Annotated in this window: 24 protein-coding genes, 1 tRNA gene and 1 pseudogene; 20 read left to right on the plus strand and 6 right to left on the minus strand. The window is 57.0% G+C overall.

Annotated features, from left to right (window positions below; genetic code table 11):
* From HY028_02060 to HY028_02090, 7 genes are all read left to right on the plus strand, one after another.
* Positions 1-2,168: type I secretion C-terminal target domain-containing protein (locus HY028_02060; protein ID MBI3343649.1), on the plus strand; the 2,168-nt coding region annotated here is incomplete at its 5' end.
* Between the two features lie 317 nt (positions 2,169-2,485).
* Positions 2,486-2,680, plus strand: a complete 195-nt coding sequence (locus HY028_02065) for a hypothetical protein (GenBank protein ID MBI3343650.1) — start codon at positions 2,486-2,488, stop codon at positions 2,678-2,680.
* Positions 2,604-2,807 (plus strand): BrnA antitoxin family protein, encoded by a 204-nt coding sequence (locus HY028_02070; protein ID MBI3343651.1) that lies wholly within the window; start codon positions 2,604-2,606, stop codon positions 2,805-2,807. Before HY028_02065 ends, HY028_02070 begins: the two co-directional genes overlap by 77 nt.
* A 210-nt stretch (positions 2,808-3,017) precedes the next feature.
* Positions 3,018-3,248 carry an addiction module protein gene (locus HY028_02075; GenBank protein MBI3343652.1) on the plus strand — a complete coding sequence of 77 codons (231 nt, stop codon included), beginning with the start codon at positions 3,018-3,020 and terminating at the stop codon, positions 3,246-3,248.
* Positions 3,249-3,583: 335 nt separating this feature from the next.
* Entirely contained in the window at positions 3,584-4,291 is a 708-nt protein-coding gene (locus tag HY028_02080) for a transglutaminase-like cysteine peptidase (GenBank protein ID MBI3343653.1), read from the plus strand.
* 12 nt (positions 4,292-4,303) lie between these two features.
* The gene (locus HY028_02085) at positions 4,304-6,259 is read left to right on the plus strand and encodes an EAL domain-containing protein (GenBank protein MBI3343654.1); all 1,956 of its coding nucleotides are present in this window, start codon (positions 4,304-4,306) and stop codon (positions 6,257-6,259) included.
* A 72-nt stretch (positions 6,260-6,331) separates the two neighbouring features.
* On the plus strand, positions 6,332-6,667 hold the full coding sequence (locus tag HY028_02090; protein MBI3343655.1) for a hypothetical protein: 336 nt from the start codon (positions 6,332-6,334) through the stop codon (positions 6,665-6,667).
* 101 nt (positions 6,668-6,768) lie between these two features.
* Here the strand turns inward: HY028_02090 and HY028_02095 are convergent.
* The 6 genes and pseudogenes from HY028_02095 to HY028_02120 form a co-directional block, all read right to left on the minus strand.
* Positions 6,769-8,100: pseudogene (locus HY028_02095) on the minus strand (TolC family outer membrane protein).
* Positions 8,101-8,382: 282 nt separating this feature from the next.
* Positions 8,383-9,321: a homoserine kinase gene (locus HY028_02100; GenBank protein MBI3343656.1), complete on the minus strand. Its 939-nt coding sequence runs from the start codon at positions 9,319-9,321 to the stop codon at positions 8,383-8,385.
* Positions 9,322-9,354: 33 nt separating this feature from the next.
* Positions 9,355-9,687, minus strand: a complete 333-nt coding sequence (locus HY028_02105) for a DUF2782 domain-containing protein (GenBank protein MBI3343657.1) — start codon at positions 9,685-9,687, stop codon at positions 9,355-9,357.
* 62 nt (positions 9,688-9,749) lie between these two features.
* The gene (locus HY028_02110; protein MBI3343658.1) at positions 9,750-10,460 is read right to left on the minus strand and encodes a TIGR00730 family Rossman fold protein; all 711 of its coding nucleotides are present in this window, start codon (positions 10,458-10,460) and stop codon (positions 9,750-9,752) included.
* A gap of 292 nt (positions 10,461-10,752) precedes the next feature.
* Positions 10,753-10,840, minus strand: a tRNA-Ser gene (locus HY028_02115).
* A 71-nt stretch (positions 10,841-10,911) separates the two neighbouring features.
* Positions 10,912-11,169, minus strand: a complete 258-nt coding sequence (locus tag HY028_02120) for a type II toxin-antitoxin system HicB family antitoxin (GenBank protein MBI3343659.1) — start codon at positions 11,167-11,169, stop codon at positions 10,912-10,914.
* A 224-nt stretch (positions 11,170-11,393) separates the two neighbouring features.
* On the opposite strand from HY028_02120, the gene HY028_02125 reads away from it, so the two are divergent.
* The 13 genes from HY028_02125 to HY028_02185 form a co-directional block, all read left to right on the plus strand.
* Positions 11,394-12,062, plus strand: a complete 669-nt coding sequence (locus HY028_02125) for a Bax inhibitor-1/YccA family protein (GenBank protein ID MBI3343660.1) — start codon at positions 11,394-11,396, stop codon at positions 12,060-12,062.
* 146 nt (positions 12,063-12,208) lie between these two features.
* Positions 12,209-12,964, plus strand: a complete 756-nt coding sequence (locus HY028_02130) for a response regulator transcription factor (GenBank protein MBI3343661.1) — start codon at positions 12,209-12,211, stop codon at positions 12,962-12,964.
* A complete protein-coding gene (locus HY028_02135; GenBank protein ID MBI3343662.1) occupies positions 12,964-14,496 on the plus strand; it encodes a HAMP domain-containing protein in 1,533 nt (510 codons plus the stop codon). The genes HY028_02130 and HY028_02135 overlap by 1 nt, the downstream gene beginning before the upstream one ends.
* 523 nt (positions 14,497-15,019) lie before the next feature.
* A complete protein-coding gene (locus HY028_02140; GenBank protein MBI3343663.1) occupies positions 15,020-15,514 on the plus strand; it encodes a GspH/FimT family pseudopilin in 495 nt (164 codons plus the stop codon).
* A gap of 12 nt (positions 15,515-15,526) precedes the next feature.
* Positions 15,527-16,039, plus strand: a complete 513-nt coding sequence (gene pilV / locus HY028_02145) for a type IV pilus modification protein PilV (GenBank protein MBI3343664.1) — start codon at positions 15,527-15,529, stop codon at positions 16,037-16,039.
* Entirely contained in the window at positions 16,036-17,046 is a 1,011-nt protein-coding gene (locus tag HY028_02150) for a PilW family protein (protein MBI3343665.1), read from the plus strand. The genes pilV and HY028_02150 overlap by 4 nt, the downstream gene beginning before the upstream one ends.
* A gap of 20 nt (positions 17,047-17,066) precedes the next feature.
* Positions 17,067-17,618, plus strand: coding sequence for a hypothetical protein (locus HY028_02155; GenBank protein ID MBI3343666.1), 552 nt, complete (start codon positions 17,067-17,069; stop codon positions 17,616-17,618).
* Between the two features lie 13 nt (positions 17,619-17,631).
* Entirely contained in the window at positions 17,632-21,039 is a 3,408-nt protein-coding gene (locus HY028_02160) for a pilus assembly protein PilY (protein ID MBI3343667.1), read from the plus strand.
* Positions 21,040-21,070: 31 nt separating this feature from the next.
* Positions 21,071-21,412, plus strand: a complete 342-nt coding sequence (locus HY028_02165; protein MBI3343668.1) for a hypothetical protein — start codon at positions 21,071-21,073, stop codon at positions 21,410-21,412.
* Positions 21,413-21,431: 19 nt separating this feature from the next.
* Positions 21,432-21,839: a type IV pilin protein gene (locus HY028_02170; GenBank protein ID MBI3343669.1), complete on the plus strand. Its 408-nt coding sequence runs from the start codon at positions 21,432-21,434 to the stop codon at positions 21,837-21,839.
* Positions 21,840-22,197: 358 nt separating this feature from the next.
* On the plus strand, positions 22,198-22,464 hold the full coding sequence (locus HY028_02175) for a hypothetical protein (GenBank protein ID MBI3343670.1): 267 nt from the start codon (positions 22,198-22,200) through the stop codon (positions 22,462-22,464).
* Positions 22,465-22,654: 190 nt separating this feature from the next.
* On the plus strand, positions 22,655-23,872 hold the full coding sequence (locus HY028_02180; protein ID MBI3343671.1) for a flagellar hook-length control protein FliK: 1,218 nt from the start codon (positions 22,655-22,657) through the stop codon (positions 23,870-23,872).
* Between the two features lie 847 nt (positions 23,873-24,719).
* Positions 24,720-25,346, plus strand: a 627-nt coding sequence (locus HY028_02185) for a methyl-accepting chemotaxis protein (GenBank protein ID MBI3343672.1), incomplete at its 3' end; no start/stop codon positions are given.

Consider the following 25,346-nt stretch of genomic DNA (forward strand, 5'->3'; position numbering starts at 1 on the left):
CGGCCTTTGCCACCACGGTGAACTTCACCCTTACCGGCACGGCTACGCAGGGCACGGACTATACCCCTTCGATCACCGGCTCCATCACCATTGCGGCAGGCAGCACCACCGGCGCCATCACCGTAGACCCGACCCCCGACACCATATTTGAGCCCGACGAAACCGTCACCGTCACCCTCACCGGCGGCGCCACCAACGGCCAGGCGATCGGCATCGGTGTCGCCTCGGCCACCGGCACCATCACCAACGACGATACCCAACCCACGATCAGCATCAACGACGTCACGGTAAACGAAGGCGCCGGCACCGCGACCTTCGCCGTTACCCTAAGCAACCCCAGCAGCCAGATCATCACGGTGCAATATCAGACGGCCAACGGCAGCGCCACGGCGGGCAGTGACTACACCGCCAGTGGCTTACAGACCCTGACCTTCGCGCCGGGCGTTATCAGCCAGCCCATTACCGTCCCGATTCTGGAAGATACGCTGGTCGAGGGTAACGAGACCTTCGTTGTCAATCTGTCCACCCCGACCGACGCCACTATTGCTGGTACCGGCGTCGGCACCGGCACCATCATAGATAACGATCAACCCAGCCTTAGCATCACCGGCGTCACGGTCAACGAGGGCGCAGGCACGGCGAGCTTTACCGTGACCATGAACACTATCAGCCCCAGCAACGTCACGTTCACCTATGCGACTGCCGACGGCACCGCCACGGCGGGCGCCGATTACACCGGCACCGTTAGCGGCGCCGGAACGATCACGGCGGGCAGCCTCACAACCACTATCAACATACCCATCACGGATGATCTCATCGTGGAAGGAACGGAGAACTTCACCGTCACCCTGACCGGCGCGACCGGGGCCAGCATCGCCGTTCCCACCGCCACCGGCGCCATCACCGACAATGATCATGTCACCTTCAACATCAGCGGCACGCCCAGCCTGACCGAAGGCGGCACCGCGACCTACAACATCAGCTACACCGGCACGCTGGCTGCCGGCCAGACCGCCACGGTGAATTACGGCACCGTCAACGGCACGGCCCTGGCCGGTTCCGACTATACCGCCAACAGCGGCACACTGACCTTCACTGGCGGCGGCCCCACCAGCCAACCCGTCACTGTCGTTACGATAGACGATAACCTGGCCGAAGCGACTGAAAACTTCCAAGTGAACCTGAGTGGCGCGAGCGCCAATGCCCTCATCGGCACCGGCAGCGCGAACACCACCATCCTCGACAACGAGCCGACGATTTCCATCAACGACGTCTCCAAGTCGGAAGGTTCGTTGGCGCCTGGAAACGAAGTGAATGTTACCCCCTTTACTTTCACCGTGACACTCAGTGCCTCCAGCACGCAAACCGTCACGGTGAATTATGCCATCACCAACGGCTCACCGAATCCAACGAATGGGGGAGACTTCTTCCCCGGCGGCCTTCCCTCTGGGGGGATGCTGACCTTCGCGCCGGGCAATACAAGTCAGACGATCACGGTTAACGTCAGGGCCGATAATACCACTGAGCCACATGAAACCTTCTTTGTGGACCTGTCTAGTCCGAGCAATAATGCCTCGATACTCGATGGTCATGGTGTAGGCACTATCCTCAATGATGACAGCATCAACATCAGCGACGCAACGGTAAACGAGGCCGCGGGTACGGCGACCTTTACCGTCAGCTTGAGCAATGCGCTCGCCCACCCGGTGACCGTGGATTTTGCCACCGCCGACGGTACGGCCACCGCGGGCAGCGATTACGCCGCGCAGACCGGTACCTTGACCTTTGTTCCCGGTGTGACCAGCCAGACCATTACCATACCGATCCTCAACGACGCTATTTTTGAAGGCAACGAGACGTTTACGGTCAACCTGAGCAATGCAAGCGGCGACACCATCAAGGATGGAACAGGTGTGGGCACTATAACCGATGATGATCTGCCCACGGCGCTCAACATCTCCGACCTGCTGACCGGCGCCGGCCCGCACAGCGGCGACCTCGGCGAGTTTCTCCGGTTCGATACCCAAACCAGTCCCGGCAACACCCTGGTCACTCTGGATACCGACGGCGCCGGCCCGGCGCTGAATGTCCCCCTGGTGACGCTGACGGGCATGGTTGTCCATGACCTGAGCGCCTTGCTTAGCCACACTCCCGAGTACACTCCTTAAGCGGGTTCTCCGTTGCGCGGATGGCTCCGGCCATCCGCTTTTTTTTTGCAATCAAACGCAGGGTGCGCCGTGCGCACCGGGTGGTGCGTGAAACGCACACTACGTGACTCGGTAGGTGCGAATTCATTCGCACAGCCGGCCGAATGAATTCGGCCCTACTCCACCTCCTCAGAGCTTTCTTAAAGTTGAGTCACAGGAGAATAATCGCTTCCGCTTTTGGGGCCTTGTAGAAGAGTTACATGGTAAAATACTGCGGGTTGTCACCCTGGAAGATAAGGTCACTATACACAATGCCTTTCCAGACAGAGGGTTCAAACATGAAGCTTAACTATTATCCTGACACCAGTAGTGTCCGGTTAATGAAGAGGTTTATTGCCGGGGCTTCCAAAGAAGGCCCTTGGTATTGGAAATACCAAGGTACGGATAAGTATTCTGTTGGATCAGGATGTGTTGAATTTTTTCAAGGCAAAGGCCCAGAAACCGAACGCTCTTCCCTATCAAACACAGATTAACCAGGCGCTGCGGTATTTTATGGAGTCGGGAAATTTAGATACGAATACCTTGAAGGCGGCGTTAGTCCAAGATTCCAGCTTCATTCAAGCCATCGTCAAAGCGGCAACCAGGCTAAGGGCGGCGTGACATATCCCAGCCTGTATCCTGTGAGGATGATTGCAATCATGAAGCACTATCAATTAACCGCTGTCATCTGGAAAGAAGACAACAAGAGGGATCTATCATTGGATTTATGCAGATGACGGCTTCTGAGCCCAGCAATAATCGCACGTTGGGGTTAAGATATAGGTGGCCGAGAGAAGAACCCTTGAAAGTTGTTACGTTGGAGGATGCGAAATGAGTAAACTAGCGAAGGAAATCATGGCCGTCGCGCTCAAGCTGCCGGCCAGCGAACGAGCGGTTTTAGCGGACGAGATTCTGCATTCGCTGGACAAGACCGACCCGGAAATTGACGCTTTGTGGGCGCAAGAGGCGGAAGACAGGTTGGCGGCCTATGATCGCGGCGAGACAGAGGCGATTGATGCAGACGAAGTGCTTGCCGAGGTGCGCAAGCGACTCAAGAGGTGAAGGTGCGCTTTCTCGCACCGGCGCCCGGATTTCTGGAAGCCGCGAGCAAGATGACCGGGAAACCAGCGAGCGCAATGGCGCCGCGTCTTGTCTTTTGATGTACTCAAGCCAAATATCAATATACAGCCTTGCCCCTAATGACCATTACTGAGGGGAACGGTAAATAGCGGGGTAGGCTGGGTTGAGGAACGAAACCCAGCAATAACCGCACCCATCGCTAAAATGCTGGGTTTATCAACCCAGCCTACGACTCAAGTCTGGTCCGATTCCTGCATCCCGTTCCCGGTAGACCCTGTCAGGGAGGCTTGCCCTGCGCAGCGGTAACGGATGCAATAATGACCAGACCGCCGACACGGCCCCATGAGGGTGAAAATCGCATCAAACAGCGCCGTCTTGGCCGCATCTCCGCCGGCATCGCTGCGGCTTGCCTGTTGGCCGGTGCAGCTCTGGCGGTGGCGGATCGGCTGGGCGCGGCGGACAAGCTGCTGGCTTATGTCGGAGATCGCTACGGCGCGCCGGCCCGTGACCGGGTGCAGGAGTGGCGGCAACTCATCGGGCAAGACCAGGGGAAACCCGAGCTGGAAAAATTGAGGCTGGTAAATCACTTTTTCAACCAGAGTGTGTTTGTCTCCGACCTCGAACACTGGGGCAAAGCCGACTATTGGGCGACCCCGGTCGAGATGCTCGCCACCAACGGCGGCGACTGCGAAGACTTCACTATCGCCAAGTATTTCACCCTGAAAGAAATGGGCGTTCCCGAGCAGCGCATGCAGATCACCTACGTAAAGGCACTCAAACTCAATCAGGCCCACATGGTGCTGACCTATTTTTCCACGCCGGGCGCCGATCCGCTGGTGCTGGATAATCTCATTGATGAAATAAAGCCTGCTTCGCAACGCAACGATCTATTACCCGTGTATAGTTTCAACGGCGAGGGCCTGTGGCTGGCCAAGCGGCGCGGTCGCGGCGAGCGGGTGGGCGGCTCCGGCAGAATAGGTCTGTGGCGCGACCTCAACGAGCGCATGAATGAAGAAGGTAAATAGGAGAACCCGGTCATGACCTTATCTCGACAACTGATCGTGCTGCTGCTGGTGCTGTTTCTGCTGATGTTTTCCGGGACATTTTTAATCAGCCTTAACAACACGCGCGTTTATCTGGGCAAACAACTGGAATCGAATGCACAGGACGTGGCGACCTCGCTGGGGCTGTCGCTGTCGCCGCACATGAAGAACAATGACCTGCCCACCATGACCTCGATGGTGGACGCGATTTTCGATAGGGGCTATTACCGCGAGGTGGTGGTGGAGGCAATAGACGGAACACCGCTCATTACCCGCACCTTGCAGGTCAAGACCGAAGGCGTGCCAGCCTGGTTCGTTAATCTGATCCCGCTGGAAACGCCGCGCGGCGAGGCGCTGGTGACGGCCGGCTGGAAACAGGCGGCCAAGGTCTACGTGCGCAGTCATCCGGGCTTTGCCTATGCGGAGTTGTGGCGCAACACCGTCACGACTTTCTGGTGGTTTCTCGGCTCGGCGTCGGTGGCCCTGTTGCTCGGTATCGCCGCCCTGCGGCTGGTGTTGAAACCTCTGCGCGCCATGGAGCAGCAGGCCGAAGCGATCAGCGCGCGCGAATTTCCGGTGCAGGAGAAATTACCCTGGACCCGCGATCTGCGCAGCGTCGTCATAGCGATGAACAGGATGGCGCTGAAGGTCAAGCAGATGTTTGAAGATCAGACCCAGCTCAGCGTCAAGTTGCACGATCAGGCCTATAAAGACCTGGTGACAGGGCTCGGTAACCGCCGCTATTTCGATAGCCAACTGCAACACTTGATTCAGTCGCCCGAAGAATTTATGACCGGTGCGCTGCTGCTGGTGCAGATCAGGGACTTCAAGCGCTACAACGAGCAGCGCGGCTATGCGGCTGCCGATGAACTGCTGCGGCAGACCGCATCCATTTTAAAGGAGGTGACCGCCGACCTGGAGCAATGCGTGCCGGCGCGCCTCGCGGGCGCGGATTTCGCCGTGCTGGCGCCGGACGTCTCCCCGCTGGAGGCGCAGTTGCTCGGTCAATTGATGTGCGAAAGGTTGAGCCTGCTGCATAGCAGCGGCATGAGCGATAACCTTGACGTGGCGCATATCGGTATCGCCATGTTCCGCGAGGGCGAGACCGCCTCCGGGTTATTTTCGGAGGCCGACATGGCCTTGCGTGCGGCGCAATCCAAGGGTCCCAATAGCTGGCACATCTATGAAGCGCCTACGCTGGATCATTCCGTGATTCACGGCGCGAGCCACTGGCGCGAAGTGCTGAGGGGTGTTATCGCCGGAAAAAATATCGTGTTGCACTTCCAGCGTGTGGTGAATTGCCTGGACGGGAGCACAATGCACTACGAGGCGCTGGTGCGCGTCCCGGACCAGACCGGCGGCCTTATCAATGCGGGGGTGTTCATGCCCATGGCGGAGCGGCTGGGCATGACCAGGGGTTTCGACAAGCTGGTCGTGGAACGTATCCTGGAGCGCATGACCTCAAGGCTGTACGATCAGGATAGATATGCCGTTAATCTTGCGCCGGGCTCGCTGCACGATCCTGATTTCGTCAACTGGCTCTACGCCGAAGTCTCCAAGCGCGGAGCGCACGCCTCCAAATTGATCTTCGAGGTGCCGGAATACGGCGCCGTGCGGGAACTTGATAAGGTGCGGGAGATGGTCGAACGGCTGGGCGCGCTTGGCTGCCGGTTCTGTCTGGACCACTTCGGCCGTGGCGTGACCTCCTTCGGTTATCTCAGCACGCTTAAGATTCACTACCTGAAGATAGACGGCAGCTATATCCGCGGCATAGACCGCGATAAGGACAATCAATTCTTCGTCTACTCTGTGGCCGGCATTGCGCGCAGCCTGGATATTCAAGTCATCGCCGAGGCCGTCGAGACGCAACAGGAATGGGACGCCCTGCGGAGCCTGCGTGTGGACGGTATACAGGGTTATGTAGCAGGCAGGCCCGAGGCCAAGGAATAAGGACTTTTACCGCTGAGGACGCAGAGCATTCCTCCGTGCTGAAAAAATGTATCAACCGACGACGAGGCCGCTATGCCATACGTAAGCCGTGACCGGGACGGAATGATCACCGGTGTGTTCGAGCAACCCGCGCCCAATGCCGATGAGAGAGTAGCGGATGACAATGCGGAACTCGTGGAGTTTTTATACCAGACGCAACTCAACCGGAACATCCAGCATCTGTCGGCGACCGACAGCGGCATGATCCGCATCATCGAAGACCTGGTTGACGTCCTGATAGGCAAGAGTGTGATTATGTTTACGGATCTTCCGGAGGCCGCCCAGCAGAAATTCCTGGCCCGGAAATCGGTGCGCGACAAACTCAATACCCTTGATAATCTGATGGTGGATAAAAAGGATATTCTTTAGGGGAAGAAATCACCGCAGAGGTAAAGCGTTTTTAGTTTATTTCTCTGCGTCCTCTGCGGTGTAGATTTTAGAGTGAGTACAACGTACCCCATGCGACGGTCTTATTCCGCGGCGCTGGCAACTGTGGCCTCTTCCGGCAGTTTGACGTTCAGGCTTTCGTTCAGTTTGCCCATATCGGCGAGCACCCGGTACTTGCCGAACAGCTCGGTGTATTGGACGTTCACATAGTTGGAGCGCGCCGTAAACAGTTCGTTCTCGGAATCCAGCAAATCCAGCAGTGTGCGTTGGCCGATATTGAACTGTTTGCGGTAGTCATCGCGGGTTTGTTCGCTCGCATCCATGTGCTGCTTGGCCGGCTCCAGCCGGTTACTGGCCGTGGTGAAGGCGTTCCAGGATAAGCGCACGCTTTCCTCTACCTGCCGGTGAGTGTTGTCACGGATGTCGCCGGCCTGCTGGATAAGCTGGGCGGTTTGATCCCGACGGGCGGTGTCCGCGCCTCCGGAGAACAGGTTATAGCGCATTCTCACCATCGCCGCGTAATCTTGATTGGTGCCGCGCAGGCCGTCGAGATTATTATTGTTGCTGGTGCCCAGTTCAAGATCCAGCCGCGGAGAGAACCGGGATTTGCTGGCCTCGTACTGCGCCTGCGCCGCAGCGACATCGGCGATCGCTGATTTAAGAGTCGGGTGATTGTCCAACGCTTGCTGTACTGCGTCCTCTCCGGACTTAGGAAACCCGCTCCCCGCTGGGTCGGCCGGTTTCGCCAGCCCCTGCGCCGCTTCCCCTACCACGCGCAGATAGTTGGTCTCTGCGTTGCGCAGGTTGCCTTCTTCGGCCAGCAGGTTCGATTGCGCAAGCGCCTGGCGCCCTTCAACCTGATGAAGATCGGCCTTGCGTCCGACGCCGCCTTCGCTGCGCAGCTTGATCTGGTCGAAGGTGCGTCTGTGGGCGAGCAGGTTGTCCTTGGCCAGCGCTACCAGTTCCTGGCGGCGCAGCACGTCCAGATAGACCTCGGTGGCACGCAGACCGGTGGCCTCGGCCGTGCCGTAGACCTTATAGGCCGAGGCATTGACCCGCGCCCTCTGGCGATCCACCTCGCTGCTCACCGCGAAGCCGTCAAACAGCATCTGGGAAATGGTGAGTGAAGCCTCGCCACGGGTCAATTCCGGTTAAGCCCTCCCCGCAGCGCGGGTCATGGGGTTGTCGCTATGTTCCCGGCCTACGCCGAGGGCGACATCGGCACGCGGAAAATAGCCCGCCCTGGCCTGTTCCAGCTCGTGATCTATTGAGCGACGTTCGCTGGCGGAGGCGAGCACGCCGGGATGTGTCTGGATGGTCTTCTGGGCCGCTTCTTGCAGGGTGAGCGCGTGAGCGGCGTAGGGCGCCGATAGGGCAGCGCTCATCAAGCCTATTAAAAGCTTTCTTTTTGTCATAACCATAGCCTCGTTATTAGTCATTAAAATCTTCAGGGGCAGGTAATCCCTGGGGTCTGGGTACAGAATCTAAGCCAAATTTCATGTCTTTTCAATAGATTTCTCTTTGTGACTCGAGTGTTGCTTTAGTTAGCGGCATGTCTAGAACACTAAGAACTTATCCATAAATAATTTACCGCAGAGGGCGCAGAGGAATCAAGAAGGATTTGTTTCTCCTCCGCGTCCTCCGCGGTGAAGCTTTTTCACCGCAAGGGACACAGGGGAAATATTTATGGATATGCCCTAAACCAACGCGGGTACATGCCGGCGCCGCTCGCAAAGAATGCGACGAAATACCTCAGGATCTTTGATGTGGGTCATCTCGCCGGGACGGGGGAAGTGCAGATCGTGCAGCCGCGACAGCCAGAAACGCAAGGCGGCGGCGCGTAACATCACTGGCCAGGCGGGGTGTTCCTGGGGCTGAAAGGGGCGTTGTTGCCGGTAAGCGTCAAGCAACGCGCCGGACTGTTTGGGCTGGAGGGCGCCGTCTGCGGCGCTGCACCAGTCATTGACGGTAATGGCGAGGTCATAGAGCAAGGCATCATTGCAGGCGTAGTAGAGGTCTATGATGCCGGTGAGCCGATCACCGGTAAACAGGACGTTGTCGCGGAACAGATCGGCGTGTATCACGCCCTGGGGCAGCTCCCGATTGGGAAACCTGTTTTGAAACCCGAGTTCATTTTTGAGCAGTTCCGTCTCGCCGGCAGTGAGACGGGGCAGCACCTTGCGCGCGGTGGCCTCACGCCATGTTGGGCCGCGGTCGTTGGCGCGATAACCCTGAAACGATAACCCCGCGGTATGCATGCGCCCCAGGGCGCCGCCCACTGCCGCGCATTGCGCTTGAGATGGATGTTCCACATTGCTTCCCGAGAGACGCTGTACCAGCGCCGCGGGTTTGTCCTTGAGGGCGCGAAGGTAATGGCCCTTGAGGTCGGCGGCGGGGTGCGCGCAGGGTACGCCGTGTTCGGCGAGATGCGCCATGAGGTCGAGAAAGTAAGGGAGCTGCTCGGTGTTCAGGGTTTCGAACAGGGTGAGTACATAGCTCCCCCGGTTTGTTGTGACGAAGTAATTAGTATTCTCTATCCCCGCGCTAATGCCCGAAAAATCCACAAGTGTGCCCACGGAATAACTGCGCAAAAACTCCTCGAGTTCGTGCCGCTCGATGCGTGTGTAAACGGACATCGCTTGCTGGAGGGTTGAGGGATCTCGGCGGGCTTACTTCCAGCTAAACAACACCCACTGCGGGACGCTGCTCTCGTACTTGATGTCGGTGCGGCGCGTGTCCAGCGTACCGTCGCCATCGGTGTCTATCATATAGTACGGCTCGCCCTTGCTGGGTGTGATCTTGACCATGTACAGGCGGCCGTTGACGCGGTACTCCCGCACCGTCTCTTCCTTGCGCTCGATGATGGTCACCTCGGGCTCCAGAGGCTCGCCGCTCTGCACGGCTTCGGGAATCTGCGGCGGTTCCGGGGCGGGCGCCAGATCGGGCAGCGGTGCGCTTTCTTGCGCGAGGGCGAGCGTGCAGCTAAACAGGGTAGGTATCAAAAGCAGTCGCATGGGTTCAATCCTTAAGGTAGAGGCAAATTCATTCAGCCGGTATTCATCTTTTAAAGCAATATCCCCCGGTCATCGGCCTGCGGCCCGACCCCGTGATATTCATAATGGTTAAAGATAGCATCCACCACGTCCTGCACGTTGTCCAGCAACTTGAACAGTTCGAGGTCTTCGGCGTTGATCATGCCCTCCGGCACCAGGGTGTTCTTCAGCCATTCTAGCAGGCCCTGCCAGAATGGAGAATGCACAAGGATGACCGGGATACGGCGGGTCTTGCCCGTCTGTATCAGGGTCAGGATCTCGGCCAGTTCGTCCAGCGTGCCGAAGCCCCCCGGCAGGATCACATAGGCCGAGGCGTATTTCACGAACATCACTTTACGCGAAAAGAAGTGCCGGAAATTGAGTGAGATGTCCTGATAGGTGTTGGCCACCTGTTCATGCGGCAAGATGATGTTCAGGCCGATGCTTGGCGATTTGCCCGCAGAGGCACCCTTGTTGACCGCCTCCATGACGCCGGGCCCGCCGCCGCTCACGATGGCGAACCCCGCGTCGGAGAGCGCGCGGGCGATATCCTCGGCGAGTTGATAATGCGGGTGACCGGGCTGCGTGCGGGACGAGCCGAAGATGCTCACCGAGGGCTTGATCTGGGAGAGCTGCTCAAAGCCCTCGGTGAACTCCGCCATGATCTGGAAGATCTTCCAGGACTCGCGGGTGAGCAAGGTGTCGTTGATGGCCCGATGGGCGAATTTGCGTGGTTCACTCATAGTAGCTCCAGGGGCTAGGGGTAAGGGTGAGGCGAAAAAGGGGTGAGGGGTGAGGGGTGAGGGGTGAGGGGTGAGGGGTGAGTCACGCAGCTTCGCAGCGTGACGCTTTTCTACGCCTCACTGTTTTCTACGCCTTACGCCTAACTCCTCACGCCTCACTGTTTTCTACGCCTTACGCCTAACTCCTCACGCCTCACTGTTTTCTACGCCTTACGCCTAACTCCTCACGCCTCACTGTTTTCTACGCCTTACGCCTAACTCCTTACGCCTCACACTTCAGCCCCTGTATTTATGGCGGAGAGGGAGGGATTCGAACCCCCGGTGGGTTGCCCCACAACGGTTTTCAAGACCGCCGCTTTCGACCGCTCAGCCACCTCTCCAAGTTCAGAGGACAGAAATCAGATGCCAGTTCACAGTTGCCTAAATTCATCGAGTGTTAAACACGCCTGCTTCAGGATTTTGCGGAATGTTCCTTCCGGCACATCACCGGGGTGCATGGCCACATAGGTTTGCCTGCTTCTACCGGGATGGTCTCGCCATGGGTACGTTTTTCCTCAATCCATAACCGCGCTAAATCCAAGGCGGCGGTCTTGGCGCCCTCGATACCTTTACCGTGGGTGGTTAAATCCAGCGCTGGAATATGCGCATAATAGTAACCCGGGGGCAGGGATGCATCGTCAATCTGCTCATAAACAATCGAAAAAACCATTTTTGAGGCGCCTCTTCCGAAGTGGTTTTGATAAATCATCTTAGCATATGAGGCAAGGGGTCAACTGCCGTGCCATATCGTGCAGCATGGGCTATTGGTGGTAATTGGTGGTAAGCAGAATAACCGAAAATACCTGCTATTGCTATTCGCGCCGGTTCGGTTATGCTATGAACTTAACCGTGTTCCAAAAGTCTTACACACGTGTAACAATTCAGGAGCCTAGCATGAATTTTTCCCAACCGATAATCGCTCGCACGAGCACTGCGTTACCCATCACTAACAAGCTGATCCGTAACACTTATATGCTGCTTGCCATGACGCTGCTGTTCAGCGCGTTCACGGCCGGCATTTCCATGACGTTTAACCTGCCCCACCCTGGATTGCTGGTCACCTTGGTGGGTTATTTTGGCCTGCTGTATTTGACCCATAAACTGCAAAACAGCGTCTGGGGGCTGGCCGCGGTGTTCGCCTTGACCGGTTTTATGGGGCTGACCCTGGGGCCGATCATCAGTCACTATCTGAGTATGCCCAATGGCGGCCAGGTGGTGATGATGGCGCTGGGCGGGACCGGCGCGATCTTTGTGGGATTGTCAGCCTACGCGCTCACCACCCGCAAGGATTTCAGCTTTATGGGCGGGTTTTTGATGGCCGGTATACTGGTCGCCTTTCTGGCCGGGCTCGGCGCTATCTTCTTTAGCCTGCCGGGGCTGGCGCTCGGCGTCTCGGCGATGTTCGTGTTGCTGATGTGCGGTCTCATCCTCTACGAAACCAGTCAGATCATCAACGGCGGCGAGACCAATTATATCCTGGCCACTGTGACCTTGTATGTCACGATCTACAATCTGTTCGCCAGCCTGCTGCACCTGCTGGGGGCCTTCAACAGCAACGAGTGAGTGAGCAATGGCCGAATGAATTCGGCCCTACAACCCCTGAAAAACCCCGGCCCGTCCGGGGTTTTTTATGTCCGAATCCCAAGCGAGTGATGCTTTTGTGATAATCCAAGGCTATCGTATAGCCAAATAGCCAAGGGATAGACACGGTGCACAGAGTACTTGTTATTGAAGACGACCGGGATATCGCACATCTCCTGCACCTCCATTTGCGCGATCAGGGTTGCGAGGTCGAGATCCTGCATGACGGATTGGCCGGATTGCAACAGGCGCGCGCGCGTCAATACGATTTGATTATTCTGGATCTCATGATCCCCGGCCTGGAGGGGCTGGAGGTGTGCCGGCGGCTGCGCGCCAAGCCGCCGTACACGCCGATTTTGATGCTGACCGCGAAATCCACCGAGCTGGACCGGGTGCTCGGTCTGGAGATTGGCGCGGACGATTACCTTACCAAGCCGTTCAGTATCCGCGAGTTGCTGGCGCGGGTCAAGGCGCTGTTCCGGCGGCTCGACGCCATGAGCGGGCAGACTGCGACGGAGGCGCCCAAGACCATCACGACTGGCGGACTTTTTATTGACGTGGACAAGCGCAAGGTGACGGTGCAGGGGCAGCCCGTTGAACTCACCGCCAAGGAATTTTCCCTGCTGCTGCAATTCGCCCAGCATCCGGGCAAGGTCTATACGCGCTCGCAACTTCTGGATCTGGTCTGGCACTACGGGCACGACGGGTATGAGCATACCGTCAATTCCCACATCAACCGGCTGCGCGCCAAGATCGAGGCCGATCCTTCACAGCCGCACTATATTCACACCGTGTGGGGGGTGGGTTACAAATTCTCCGATACCCAGGAACTTAAAGCGCCGCGCGCCTCCGTAACTGAGCAGGGCGGCGGCGAGCCTTCCTGATGTTCAAGACCCTCTCTGCGAAGCTGGCCGCGGTATTGCTGGGCCTGCTTTTGCTGCTCGGTGTCTTGTACACCTGGCTGAATCTGGAGAGTTCGCGGCTCCATCTGCAAGAGGTCAACCAGGATCTCAATTGGACGCTCGCCGAGCACATCGTCGCCGAAAAGATTCTCATGGAAGGGCAGCAGGTCAACCGGCAGGTGCTGGAGGATCTCTTCAAGATGCTGATGGTCATCAATCCCAATATCGAGATTTATCTGCTCGACCCACAGGGAAAAATATTGGCCTGCTCCGCGCCGCCGGAAAATCTGAAGCGCAAGTCTGTCAGTCTGGAACCTATAAAAAAATTTTTGCAGCGTAGCCAGCATCCGCCGATTCTCGGCGATGACCCGCGTGACGAGGTGCGCAGTAAGGTGTTCTCTGCGGCGGTGATTCCGTTCAAGGCTGGTGGCGATACAATCCTGTCGAATCATACGCAAGTGCCTGCCAACTCCGGGCTGGCGGGCTATCTCTACGTGGTGTTGGGCGGTGAGCAATATGAGTCCGCCGCTGCGATGCTGCAGGGCAGCTATATTCTGCGCCAGAGTCTATGGGTAACGGCGGTGAGCCTGTTGATTGCGCTGCTCGCGGGTGTGGTGCTGTTTCGCTGGTTGACCCGCAGGCTCACGACTCTCAGCGAGGCGATGGAGGTGTTCAAGCGCAGCGATTTCGCCGAGCCGGTGAACTATCCGCTCACTGCTGCGGGGACCGTGCCGGTCCGTGACGAGATTGATCGCCTGAGCGTCACCTTCAAGGAGATGGCCGGGCGCATCCGGCAACAGGTGCAGGGCCTGCAACAGACCGACGCCCTGCGCCGTGAGCTGGTTGCCAACGTGTCGCACGATCTGCGCACCCCGCTCACCTCATTGCAAGGATATTTGGAAACGCTGTTGTTGAAAGAGGGCCAGCTGAGTGCACAGGAACAACGCAACTATTTGGAGACTGCCACGCGGCAAAGCGAACGCCTCGGTAAATTGGTGGGCGAATTATTCGAGCTTGCCAAGCTCGACGCTCAAGTCACCGCGCTCAATATGGAGCCGTTCGCGCTCGCCGAGCTGGTGCAGGATGTGGCGCAGCGGTTTCAACTAGCCGCGCAGCAGCAGGGTGTGGAATTGCGGGTGGAGCATCCGCCGCAGTCGCCGTTCGTGCATGCCGACATCGGCCTCATTGAGCGGGTGCTGGCCAACTTGATCGAAAACGCGCTGCGCTATACCCCCGCCGGCGGCCGCATCACCCTTTCCCTTACGCCGGGCGTCAATACGGTCAAGCTTGCCATTGCCGACACCGGTTACGGCATCCCTGCAGAAGACCAGCCGCACATTTTTGAGCGTTTCTATAGAGTGGAAAAGACCCGCCAGGAGCACAGCGGCGGCGCGGGTCTGGGGCTCGCCATCGCCAAACGCATCCTCGATTTACATGGAAGTACTATCGCTGTGCACAGTGTCAGCAATCACGGCGCCGTATTTAGTTTTGAACTGGGGATTTATCGCCCTTAGCAGGTTGCTGAAAAGGTATTTTTCGGCAACCTGCTAGTTCTGTCACCCTCGACGAAGTCCATGGCCCATTGCCGACGGACCCGGCTGGGTGCTTCCCACACACTACACGCAGGTGGGTTCTCCGCTTCGTGCACCGCTTAAGCTGCAAGGGCAGCTTTCCTCCCGGCATATCCATTCGACGCGCTAATCGCATTTTTCGCCTTGTGCCGGGCACAGTAATTGACCAGCACCCCTTCGGTTCTCCGGCGGCTCTCCGCCAATTTCCGCAATCTCGCCCGCAGCCAACCGTTCGTTCCCTACCGTCCATCGGGAAAAGGCTGCCGTTCGTCGTCTGGAGGTAGGGTAGAGCTAAAGTTTTGAATAGAGTGGACGCTAAGCAGTCTAGTAGAAGTGAGGAGTGAGTGACGTGCCTGTTCAGATCAATGGCTTACCGATAACGGTCCTGAAAGATCCTAAGGAAGGGTTGCAGGTGCACGTTGGGCGCGATATACCCATCCCCGCCCGACAGGCTATATGTCGGCTCATGAAAAAAATTCATGGCTTTACCTTAATTGAATTGTTGATCACCCTTACCGTGGTTGCGATCTTGGCAACGGTTGCCGTGCCGAGCTTCATGACATTTATTCAGAACAACCGTGTTACCTCTCAAACTAATGATTTAGTGACTGCGCTGAATATCGCGCGCAGTGAAGCCATTAAGCGCAACGGCGCGGTCACGGTATGCAGCAGAACGGGTACTGTTTGCGGGGGCGGTTGGGCCGACGGTTGGTTAGTCATGGTCGGTACCACCGGCGCGCCTGGACAGGTGCTAAGCATACACGAGGCCCTCTCGGGCAGCACGCTGACAGCGGTGCCTGCCACCACCACAGTGCAGTTTCAAGCGAATGCTTTCCTGGCGGGAGGTGGAGCGGTCACGCTGCAACTGCGTCCGGCGAATTGCGCCAGCACGGGTGTGAAAGGGCGCGACATCACTATCAACCTGTCAGGACGCGTTAGTGTAACCGCTGTGGCTTGCTGATAATCAAAACCTATGAATGAATTTCACACTCACTCTCAAATTTTGCCATGCCGGGCCGCAATGCAGGGATTTTCGCTGCTGGAGGTACTGGTGGCGCTGCTCGTACTCTCCGTCGGTCTGCTGGGGCTCGCCGGCCTGTCGGCCAAAGGCATGAATAGCAATCAAAGCGCCTACTACCTCAGCCAGGCCATGGTTCAGGCCTACGATATGGCCGACCGGATGCGCGCCAACAGGGCTGGTTTTGCGGCCGGTAACTATGACAGCATATCGGGGACAGGATCTGATCCGGGATGTATCAGTACTGGATGTGCTACTGCTTCACAAATAGCCCAATACGATGCCAATCGTTGGAACACGACCAACGCAAATTTACTACCCGCTGGTCAAGGCAAGGTGACTATCCAAGCCGGCAATATCCGCATCATTACCGTGATGTGGGATGAAGATCGCACGGGTGCTACCGGTACCGCGTGCGGTGGCGGGTCTGCGGACCTTACCTGTTTTAGCACGAGCTTCGTGCCATGAATGCGCGGAGCCGTCACGGAAATCACCGGCAATCCGGCCTGGGCCTGGTGGAGATAATGGTGGCGATAGTCGTGGGCCTCATCGTGCTGGATGGCGTTTTACAGATTTATCTGAGCAGTAAACAAACCTATCGCATGCAGGAAAATCAGTCGCGCATACAGGAAAACGGCCGCTTTGCGCTGCAATTCATGACCAGGGATTTGCGCATGGCAGGGTATATCGGTTGCATCACTATTCCTCAAATCACTACCAATGTCCTTGCCACCGGGGCGCCCGCACAGATGTTCAATTCCACAGCGGTGATTCAGGGCTATGACTCAGGCGCCTGGCCGATTACGTTTCCAGCCAAGCCCGCCAACCTAGTGGCGGGCACCTCAGTGCTGGTGGTGACCGCCCCTGTGGGCGGTAGTGTTCAACTTAGTGCTGCTATGCCTGCTGCTAACGCAGCGATTGGAATTGCTTCTAATCCATACAATTTCCAGACCGGCGATCTTCTGCTTATAAGTGATTGCCAGAGCGCCGAGCTATTCCAGGCCACCGGCGTAACCGCAACAGCAATAGCTCATGCAGCGACTGGAAATACCTCTGCTGCGCTAAGCAGGTCCTACGAGCCGCGTGCGCTGGTCATGAAATATGATGTATTCATGTATTACATCGGAACCGATGCTGCAGGGAACCGCGCACTTTACCGTTTCCAGCAGTCCACTACGGGCACCAATCAGCTGATCGACAACGTCCAGAATATGCAGATCAACTATGGAGTAGATAATAGCCCAGGGAAGGATCATGCCGCCCATCAATATCTGAACGCCGCAGGGGTGACTGCAGCGGGTCGTTGGCCGGATGTAGTCAGCGCACGGGTCAATCTGCTGTTGGTCAGCAACGATGACGGCTTGACCACACAGCCACAACAATATGCGTTTAATGGTGCAACGGTTACAGCAACGGATCGTCGTTTGTATCGCCCCTTTAGCGCTACCATCGCTTTCCGCAATAGAGTGCAATGACTCTTCGCAAGGGGGAACTTATGGAAGCGCATTCGAATAAAGGCTTAGTGTTATACCCGCAGCAGGGTTCTGCCTTGGTGGTCAGCCTGTTGATGCTGCTGGTGATGACCCTTCTTGGGGTTACGGCGATGATGACGAGCCGGCTACAAGAAAAGATGGCCATCAACGCCCGCCAGTACAACCTGGCCTTTCAAGCGTCTGAATCCGCCCTTCGCACGGGTGAGGAAGAAACCAGGCTTGCTGCGCTGCAAGATCCTACGGCTTATACGGCCACGTGCGGCAGTGGCTTGTGCCTGTCCGCTACGACCGGCACCCCGGAGTGGCTGTCCACCAGTTGGGCCACCCGCACCAATGTGCGTACAAGCACTATAGACTTGGCGGGAATACCCAGTTCTTATCAACCCATGTACATCATCGAGATATTACCGCAGCAACCCACGCAGGGCACCAACATCTCTCAAATAAGTATCTACGGCAATAAGGATATCCCCCAGTACTATCGCATCACTTCATACGGAAGCGGAGCCGACGGTGCCGGCGCGGTGATGTTGCAAAGCGTATTTAGGCCTTAACGAGGTACAGACCATGAATAGCAAAGAACGTATTACACATTGCAAACGGCCGGGACTGCACGTACTGGCATTTGCAGGCCTTACACTGCTGGTCGGTACAGCAGCGTCATACGCCGCTCCACCCACCACTGCACTTTCGGATACGCCCTTGATAGTGGTTGCACCCACACACCCTCAAGTATTGCTGCTGCTCGGCAACTCCCAGTCCATGGACGGCACCTTGTCGGGAGCGATCATGACAGGCGCCGCAGGAACCTATACAGTCCCTGCTGGCTTCACCCCACCCGTTGACGGCAGTAACAATTATACTGTGAGCGGCAAGGACAACTCCGCAAGCCGCCTGAATGTGGCCAAAGCCGCCGTTAAGGAAACTCTGAACAGTTATGACGGCAACACCGATTTCGGTCTGATGACCTTGGGGACGGGTTCCAGGGGGTTGTATACAACCTGGGCGTATTACATGAGTCAGGCGGGAGGCTTCACCTTCACGAGTACCGCGGGTGGCAATACCTACCCCAACCCGTGTTACGGGGTAACCAGTTCAGACTGCACTGCCCTGGCGGGCCGTTATGGCAGCGGCGTAAAAACGCAACTTTATTTCGTCGCGCAGGGCCCGAGTGACGGCAGCAGCAGCAATCCAGGCAGCGCTGATGATCCGAAGGTGAACGACGTCTTGTATGCGAGCGGACTAAAGAGCGTCTTTGTTACTTACAATGGACCCAGCCCGGCGACGCCTTACCCGCCAAATTTTTCTTTGGCAAATTATAACAGCGGCAGCATCCTGCTTGGCTATGCTAATACTACTCCCAACATTGGGGGATTCGCCACAGGCCCGACTAATGCGGGTTATGTTCCCTATTCAAAGGAAGTGTTGTATGCGCAGCGCGGCTTTGGCTACTACGCCGTTCCGAACAACGCAAGCAAGCTGTTGGTGCCCGTTGCCGTCACGACTGCTAGCCGGAAAACGGCCTTTGCCAATCTGCTGGCTCCTGAAACCAACAGTAACGCATCAACGGAAATCAAGTCTGACGCGGTTAACGCAGCCATTGCCGGTCTACTCAAAAATGCCCATAGCTATTACACGGGAACACCGCCACCCTCTAACACCGGCTGCACGCCAAACAAATATGCGGTGCTAATTACGGATGGGTTGCCTACCTGGGACCTCGCCGGTAAGGCATGGCCTCCCTTGGGCAGCGCGGCGGCAGTCGGGTATGGGGTTACAGCGACGATTGACGGTACCGGGACGTTGATTGCTACTAATAGCACAGCGGTCAACGATACGCTTACCTGGCTCGCGAATCTCAAATCTCAAAAGATTTTGACGTATGTGGTGGGCTTTGGCGCAGGTGTAGATCCCACCGTCAATCCCGCCGCCGCCGCTACTTTGAGGGCGATGGCTGTCGCCGGCGGCACGGACGATTATTTTCCGGCTACGACACCCGCCGCCGTCGCTGCTCAACTGAAAGTCATCCTCGAAGCGATCCTAGCTGCAAACGTATCCACCACCACTGCGGCGGTGAATGCAGTAAATCTCACCACCACCTCCAAGGCGTACCAAGCCTCGTTCATTTCGCAAGATACGCCTTACAATGACTGGACGGGTAATGTGAAGGCGTTCGCCATTGCCGCAGACGGCACGATCGATCCCTCTGTCGCGGTCTGGAATGCACAGACACTGCTGGATGCAAAAGACTGGAACACCGGACGGCAGATTATTACCTACAAGCCGACTACTAAAAAGGGTATCCCCTTTAGGTGGCCCGCAATCCCCGCAAGCCCAGGCGCATCCGAACTGGATACGAGCCAGTCTACCGCGCTGGGCAGCGTGGATGTCTTGAACTATTTGCGTGGAAATACAGCCAAGGAGCAACGTAACGGCGGTACGCTACGCAACCGTTCCCATAAATTGGGCGACATCGCCGACGGCAGCCCTCTCTATGTGGCGGAAGCCTCAGGCCCTTATACGGATGCCTCATATCAAGGCTTCCAGGCCACTGCGAAAACGCGCACCCCTATGCTCTATGTGGGCGCCAATGATGGCATGCTGCACGCCTTCAATGCGACTGATGGTCAAGAAGTCTTCGCGTTCATTCCCAGTGCTGTGTTCAGCAACCTCAACGGCTTGTCGCTGCCAGGCTACAATTCAGCCCACAAGTTCTACGTGGATGGGCCGCCCGTTGCGGGTGATGTGCAATTCGCTGATGGATCATGGCACACACTCTTAACCGGTGGACTCAATAATGGCGGTAACAGCATTTATGGCCTGGATGTCACCACGCCACCCACTGACGAAACCAGCGCCGCATCAAAAGTGCTATGGGAATACACGGACACCGACCTGGGTAAAACCTATAGCCATCCGACCATCGCTAAACTAGCGACCAGCACAGGCAGTCAGTTTGCGGTCATTTTTGGTTCGGGTTATAACAATTCGGATGGCAAACCCTATCTTTACGTTGTGAAAGCCGAGGATGGGAGCCTGATACAGAAATTAGACCTGTGCAGCGCGGCTCCCTCGGCGTGCGATGGCACCAAGGCCAATGGGTTGTCCAGTCCTGCCGTGGTCTCTCCCGATGGCTCCGGGCTGGTTACCCTCACTTATGTGGGAGATCTGCAAGGCAATCTCTGGAAGGTTGATTTATCTTCCGCCAGCCCTGCAAGTTGGTCTGCGTCACTGGTATTCAAAGCAAAAGACGGTTCGGGTAACGCGCAGCCCATCACTACCATACCCACGGTATCCCTGCACCCCAATGCGCCACAAAAACCAGGCTATCTGGTGCTGTTCGGAACGGGCCGATTCGTGGGCACGCCTGATATCACCGATACCTCCCAACAAAGCTTTTATGGCATTTGGGACAATTTGTCGGCAACCGTGCCGACACGTTCCAACTTAGTGGCGCAAGTGCTTACGGGAGGTACAACGGCTTTTACCATCGCGGTCACCGGAAATAATAAGGTCCGTACGGACACGCAAAATCCCGTTGACTGGAGCACCCAACGGGGATGGTATATAGATCTTGATTCGGGTGAGCGCACTGTCACCGATTCACGCTTGGTTAACAAGCGGGCGATCTTCACTTCTTTTGTTCCTTCATCCAGTAGCTGCACCGGAGGCGGTCAAAGCTGGCTTACCATTACGGACTATGCCACTGGCGGGGCATTCACTGACGCGGAGATCGATCTCGACAACGATGGAAAGCTGGATGCTGCAGATAAGATTGGTTCTAATAGCCCGGTGAGCATCTCCCTGGGGCAAAATTATGCAGCGGCGCCTTCCATTATCGAGTTCCGCGATCCAGCTCATCCTGATATTCGTGGTAAGGGATTGCCTGGCCTATCTGATCCCAGTAAGCTCCCCACTCCCGGCACACGCAATACGTCACCCCAGGATAGGGTTTCATGGACGCAGATTCAGTAAGAATCATTACGGAGACACAATCGGAGGCATTATGTCTAATAGCTTAAGAAAAGTTTTGTGGCTGGTCCTGGCGCTGGGCCTGTCGGCCAATACGATGTTGGCTGAAGCAACGCGGCTGGTCTATGAAAAGGCCGGCACGATAACCAAGATCTCTTCTGAAGGCGGGAGCATTAAAGTTGATGGAGTTGAGTACACGTTATCGAAAGACGTAACCGTGCATTCGCCAGGCGCATCGTCTGTCCTATCCACGCAATCGCTACAGCCCGGTATGCAAATTGGTATTGAGCGTAGTCCCGGTGCAAAGTCAACAGTCACCAAGATCTGGGTGTTGCCAGAACAGGGACAAATGAGCCATCAAGATAAAGATGAATAGTTCGCAAGAGATAACCGTCATGAGACCTTCGCTGAACCGCGGTTTTACACTGATTGAGTTGATGATCACCGTTGTCGTCATCGCAATACTGGCGGCGATCGCCTACCCTAGTTATATTGATAGCGTTCGCAAGAGCAGGCGTGCGGACGGTAAGGGGTTTCTGACCGATGCAGCGGCGCGCGAGGAACGCTTTTTCGCCTTAAATAACACCTATACCGCTGTTATCGTCGCGCCGGGTGGCCTGGGATATAGCAGTGTCACAAGTCCGGGGGGCCATTACACATTAGCTGTCGTGTTAGCAGGAGGGGGCTATACATTAACTGCAACGGCAGTTGGATCACAAGCCAGTGATACCGCCAGTGGCACCGCGTGCACGTCGCTTACCTTAAATAGTCTCGGCGTTAAAACCCCGGCTGTTTGTTGGTAACGTATGCTCCTAGGTCAACTGGACAGGTTGATGAAGCACATTGGCGATCGGTCCGAGTGGTTCATCGACTAACCGGCTGCGATCCCCGCAGACGATCTCCCGCACATTTTTGAGCGATTCTCCCGGGTGTAGGAAATCTACCCCAGGAGCGAGATGACATGGCAGTGCGGTTACCGTGCACAGTGTTATCAATAACGGCATAGAGTTCAGTTTTGAATTGCCCGCCACTCCCTCTAACGTGATAAAAATGTGACTCTTTCTCCATAAAGCCGTGATGGTGTCTACGTAGCATGTCCTCTGGCGGGAAAATCCCGCCTGCTGAACCCACACATCATCACGTCACTATTAGGAGATACGTATGAATAGCAAAAAACTTAGCGGTTTAATCCTCGCTACCGCCGCTGCGGGCATGTTTGGTCTGGTCACTGGCGCCACTGTCGCCGCCGCCGAAATGGCCAAGGTGCATTGCGAGGGCGTCAATTCCTGCAAGAGCCACGGCGACTGCAAGGGTGAAAACGGCTGCAAGGGCAAGAATAGCTGCAAGGGCAAGGGCTTTCTGGAGATGACACAAGAGGAATGCGACGCCGCCAAGGCCATGATGGAAGACGAGATGATGAAGCGATAGGACGTAAGGCGTAAAGGGTGAGGAGTGAGGCGTAAAGCGGATTCCTCACCCCTCACGAGCCAGTAAGGAGTTAGGTGTGAGGAGAGGCAATTTTTACGCCTCACACCTAACACCTCACAGTTTCTTTGGCATATATATTGCTCATACCTACTCGACAAGTACTATCACTTGCCGATTAGGGATGAGCGTTATGCCAGAACCCGTTATCAACCTATCTACGCCGCCGCCGGCCAGCGCCGGCAGACCCTCTGCGGCCAATGAATCCGAGGGTCCCGACGCCGGTGGTAAGCCGTTTTCAGACGTTCTGGCCCAAAAACTAGACCAAGCCAGTCCGCGCTCTGATAAGCCGTCTGATAAACCGGCAGCGCCTGATTCAGAGGAAAAGGATGCGGCGGCAGGGGATGAGGTTGCCGCCGTGACGGCCCCGGCGGGCCAAACCTTGCCGCCGGATGGCAACACCCTGCAGCTTGCGCTCAACGTATCCCCGCCGGCTACAGCCGCAACTCCAACACCACCAGGGCAGCAGGATGGCGATGGAGCCATAGTGAATTTTTCGTCAGTGGCGGCCCTGAATGGAACCGGCGCCACTCAGCTAGTCAATCCCGGCAACGGCGAATCGAACCAAGACGGTCAAATACAGGCCTCGGGCCAACTCTCAACTCAGGACTCCGAGCAGTCATTGGTGCGTGGCCGGTCGCCGGGACAGATCACCCTGGCCGGGGCGCACACGGGTCAGGCCGGTGATTTGAATGCTGATTTAGCACAAATGTCCGCGGCGAATACATTCTCTATAGAAAACGCGCAACACCTTGCAAATGAAAACAACGTGGCAGGTAAGGTTGCCGAGGGTGCTGCCCAGGCATTAACGGGGCTCGCCGCTCAGCCCAACACCGCTACGGCGAATCCCGCACTGGGGACGGTGAATGCTCTCTCGGGGGCTGCGCCGCACAACGCACAATCCGCCGCGCCGCCTGCCAGCACGCCGATTCCGCTGCCGGTCAACCACCCGGACTGGGATCAAGCCTTGGGACAGCGCGTGATGTGGCTGGTGAGGCAGGATGTGCAGGGCGCGGAGTTGCGTATCAATCCTCCGCAATTGGGTCCGATAGAGATGCGCATTGTGATGAATAATGATCAGGCCAGTGTCTCGTTCACTTCTCAACATGCAGCCGTGCGCGAGGCCCTGGAAGCGGCCGTGCCGAGGCTGCGCGATATGTTCAGCGATAACGGCTTGAATCTGGGGAACGTCAACGTCTCGCAGCATTCCTTCGCCCAGCAGCGCCAGGATAACCCCTATACGCCGGGCGCTGCCGCTTCATCCGGCTATCAGGATGGGGCTCCTGTGGAAAGTCCGGTGAGTGATACGCCGGCGCGCGTGCTTGCCGGGTTGGTGGATTTTTATGCTTGATGGACGGCGCCGGTGGATTCAAGTTTTATAACGAGCCGCCGATATTGCTTGAGAAGGGCGCAAGCCGGATTAAATTTAACCCAATGTTGAGGATAACATCATGTTTACATTAATAGGTCGTATGTTCGGGATGCAGCGCGTGTCGGTGCGCTTCAAGGTGAATTTCACCGTGGTCTTGATCTTTATCACGGTGGCCGTGGTGACCTCGGTTTATTCTTACCAGAGCGAGCGGCAGCACATGCTGGACAGGGTCATAGATGACGTCAAGGACATGACCACCTTCTATTTCGACAGTCTCAATACCTTGATGCTGGTGGGCGCCATGGACCAGCGCGCCATTCTGCGCAACAAGATTTTGAATCGCCCCAATGTGGTCGAGGCGCACGTCAACCGCGGCGATCCTGTCAAGGGCCAGTTCGGCCCGGGCTTCCCGGATGAGCAGGCGGTGGATGAATGGGATCACAAGGGTTTGCAGGGCAATGAGGTGGTGCGGGTGACCCGCGACAATAAAGGCGCCCGTGTCGTCACCGTCATTACCCCGTTTCGCGCCACCCACAATACCCGCGGGGTGGACTGTTTGCAGTGTCACATGGTGCCTTCCGGCGCCGTTAACGGCGCGATCCGTATCAGCTATTCGATGGCGGAGATTGACGCCGCGACCCAGCAGGCCATGTGGTACAGCACGGCGGTTAAAGCGGCATTATTTATCGTCGGACTCATTCTTATCAGCGTAATACTCGGCAAGGTGGTGGTGAAGCCGCTGAATGAGATGAAGCAGCGGGTACGCGATATCGCCGAGGGTGAAGGCGACCTCACCAAGAAGCTGGATGAGTCGGCGGCCGATGAAATGGGCGAGCTCGCGCACTGGTTCAACACCTTCGTCGCCAAATTGCGCGGCATCGTGGTGGAGATCACCAATCTCACGGCGCAGCTTACCGCCTCGGCGGAAGAGATGACTGCCGTGACCGAGCAGACCAGTCAGGGTGTGAAGAGACAGCAGGCCGAGACCGATCAGGTGGCGACCGCCATGAACGAGATGTCGGCCACGGTGCAGGACGTGGCGCGCAATGCCTCCGCCGCAGCGCAGGCGGCTCACCAGGCCGACGATCAGGCGAACGCCGGTAAAGGTGTGGTGAAAGAGACCATAGACGCAATAGACGCCCTGGCCGGAGAGGTGGAAAAAGCCGCGCAGGTGATTCATAAACTGGAAGGGGACAGCATCAGCATCGGCGCCGTGTTGGATGTCATCAAGGGCATCGCCGAGCAGACCAACCTGTTGGCCCTGAACGCCGCCATCGAAGCGGCCCGTGCCGGCGAGCAAGGGCGCGGCTTTGCGGTGGTGGCCGACGAGGTCCGCACCCTGGCGCAGCGCACCCAGCAGTCCACTCAGGAAATCCGCCACATGATTGAAAGCCTGCAGTCCGGGGCCAAGGATGCGGTCAAGGTTATGGTCGAAGGCAAGAGGCAGGCGCAG

The sequence above is a fragment of the Gammaproteobacteria bacterium genome, from assembly GCA_016195665.1.
Taxonomy (GTDB): Bacteria; Pseudomonadota; Gammaproteobacteria; order SURF-13; family SURF-13; genus JACPZD01.

Bases quoted from the DNA above. Each gene is read 5' to 3' on its own strand.
- HY028_02065 (MBI3343650.1), top strand. From the start codon at position 2,486: ATGAAGCTTAACTATTATCCTGACACCAGTAGTGTCCGGTTAATGAAG.
- HY028_02075 (MBI3343652.1), top strand. From the start codon at position 3,018: ATGAGTAAACTAGCGAAGGAAATCATGGCCGTCGCGCTCAAGCTGCCG.
- HY028_02080 (MBI3343653.1), top strand. From the start codon at position 3,584: ATGACCAGACCGCCGACACGGCCCCATGAGGGTGAAAATCGCATCAAA.
- HY028_02085 (MBI3343654.1), top strand. From the start codon at position 4,304: ATGACCTTATCTCGACAACTGATCGTGCTGCTGCTGGTGCTGTTTCTG.
- HY028_02090 (MBI3343655.1), top strand. From the start codon at position 6,332: ATGCCATACGTAAGCCGTGACCGGGACGGAATGATCACCGGTGTGTTC.
- HY028_02100 (MBI3343656.1), bottom strand. From the start codon at position 9,321: ATGTCCGTTTACACACGCATCGAGCGGCACGAACTCGAGGAGTTTTTG.
- HY028_02110 (MBI3343658.1), bottom strand. From the start codon at position 10,460: ATGAGTGAACCACGCAAATTCGCCCATCGGGCCATCAACGACACCTTG.
- HY028_02120 (MBI3343659.1), bottom strand. From the start codon at position 11,169: ATGGTTTTTTCGATTGTTTATGAGCAGATTGACGATGCATCCCTGCCC.
- HY028_02125 (MBI3343660.1), top strand. From the start codon at position 11,394: ATGAATTTTTCCCAACCGATAATCGCTCGCACGAGCACTGCGTTACCC.
- HY028_02135 (MBI3343662.1), top strand. From the start codon at position 12,964: ATGTTCAAGACCCTCTCTGCGAAGCTGGCCGCGGTATTGCTGGGCCTG.
- HY028_02140 (MBI3343663.1), top strand. From the start codon at position 15,020: ATGAAAAAAATTCATGGCTTTACCTTAATTGAATTGTTGATCACCCTT.
- pilV (MBI3343664.1), top strand. From the start codon at position 15,527: ATGAATGAATTTCACACTCACTCTCAAATTTTGCCATGCCGGGCCGCA.
- HY028_02150 (MBI3343665.1), top strand. From the start codon at position 16,036: ATGAATGCGCGGAGCCGTCACGGAAATCACCGGCAATCCGGCCTGGGC.
- HY028_02155 (MBI3343666.1), top strand. From the start codon at position 17,067: ATGGAAGCGCATTCGAATAAAGGCTTAGTGTTATACCCGCAGCAGGGT.
- HY028_02160 (MBI3343667.1), top strand. From the start codon at position 17,632: ATGAATAGCAAAGAACGTATTACACATTGCAAACGGCCGGGACTGCAC.
- HY028_02165 (MBI3343668.1), top strand. From the start codon at position 21,071: ATGTCTAATAGCTTAAGAAAAGTTTTGTGGCTGGTCCTGGCGCTGGGC.
- HY028_02170 (MBI3343669.1), top strand. From the start codon at position 21,432: ATGAGACCTTCGCTGAACCGCGGTTTTACACTGATTGAGTTGATGATC.
- HY028_02175 (MBI3343670.1), top strand. From the start codon at position 22,198: ATGAATAGCAAAAAACTTAGCGGTTTAATCCTCGCTACCGCCGCTGCG.
- HY028_02180 (MBI3343671.1), top strand. From the start codon at position 22,655: ATGCCAGAACCCGTTATCAACCTATCTACGCCGCCGCCGGCCAGCGCC.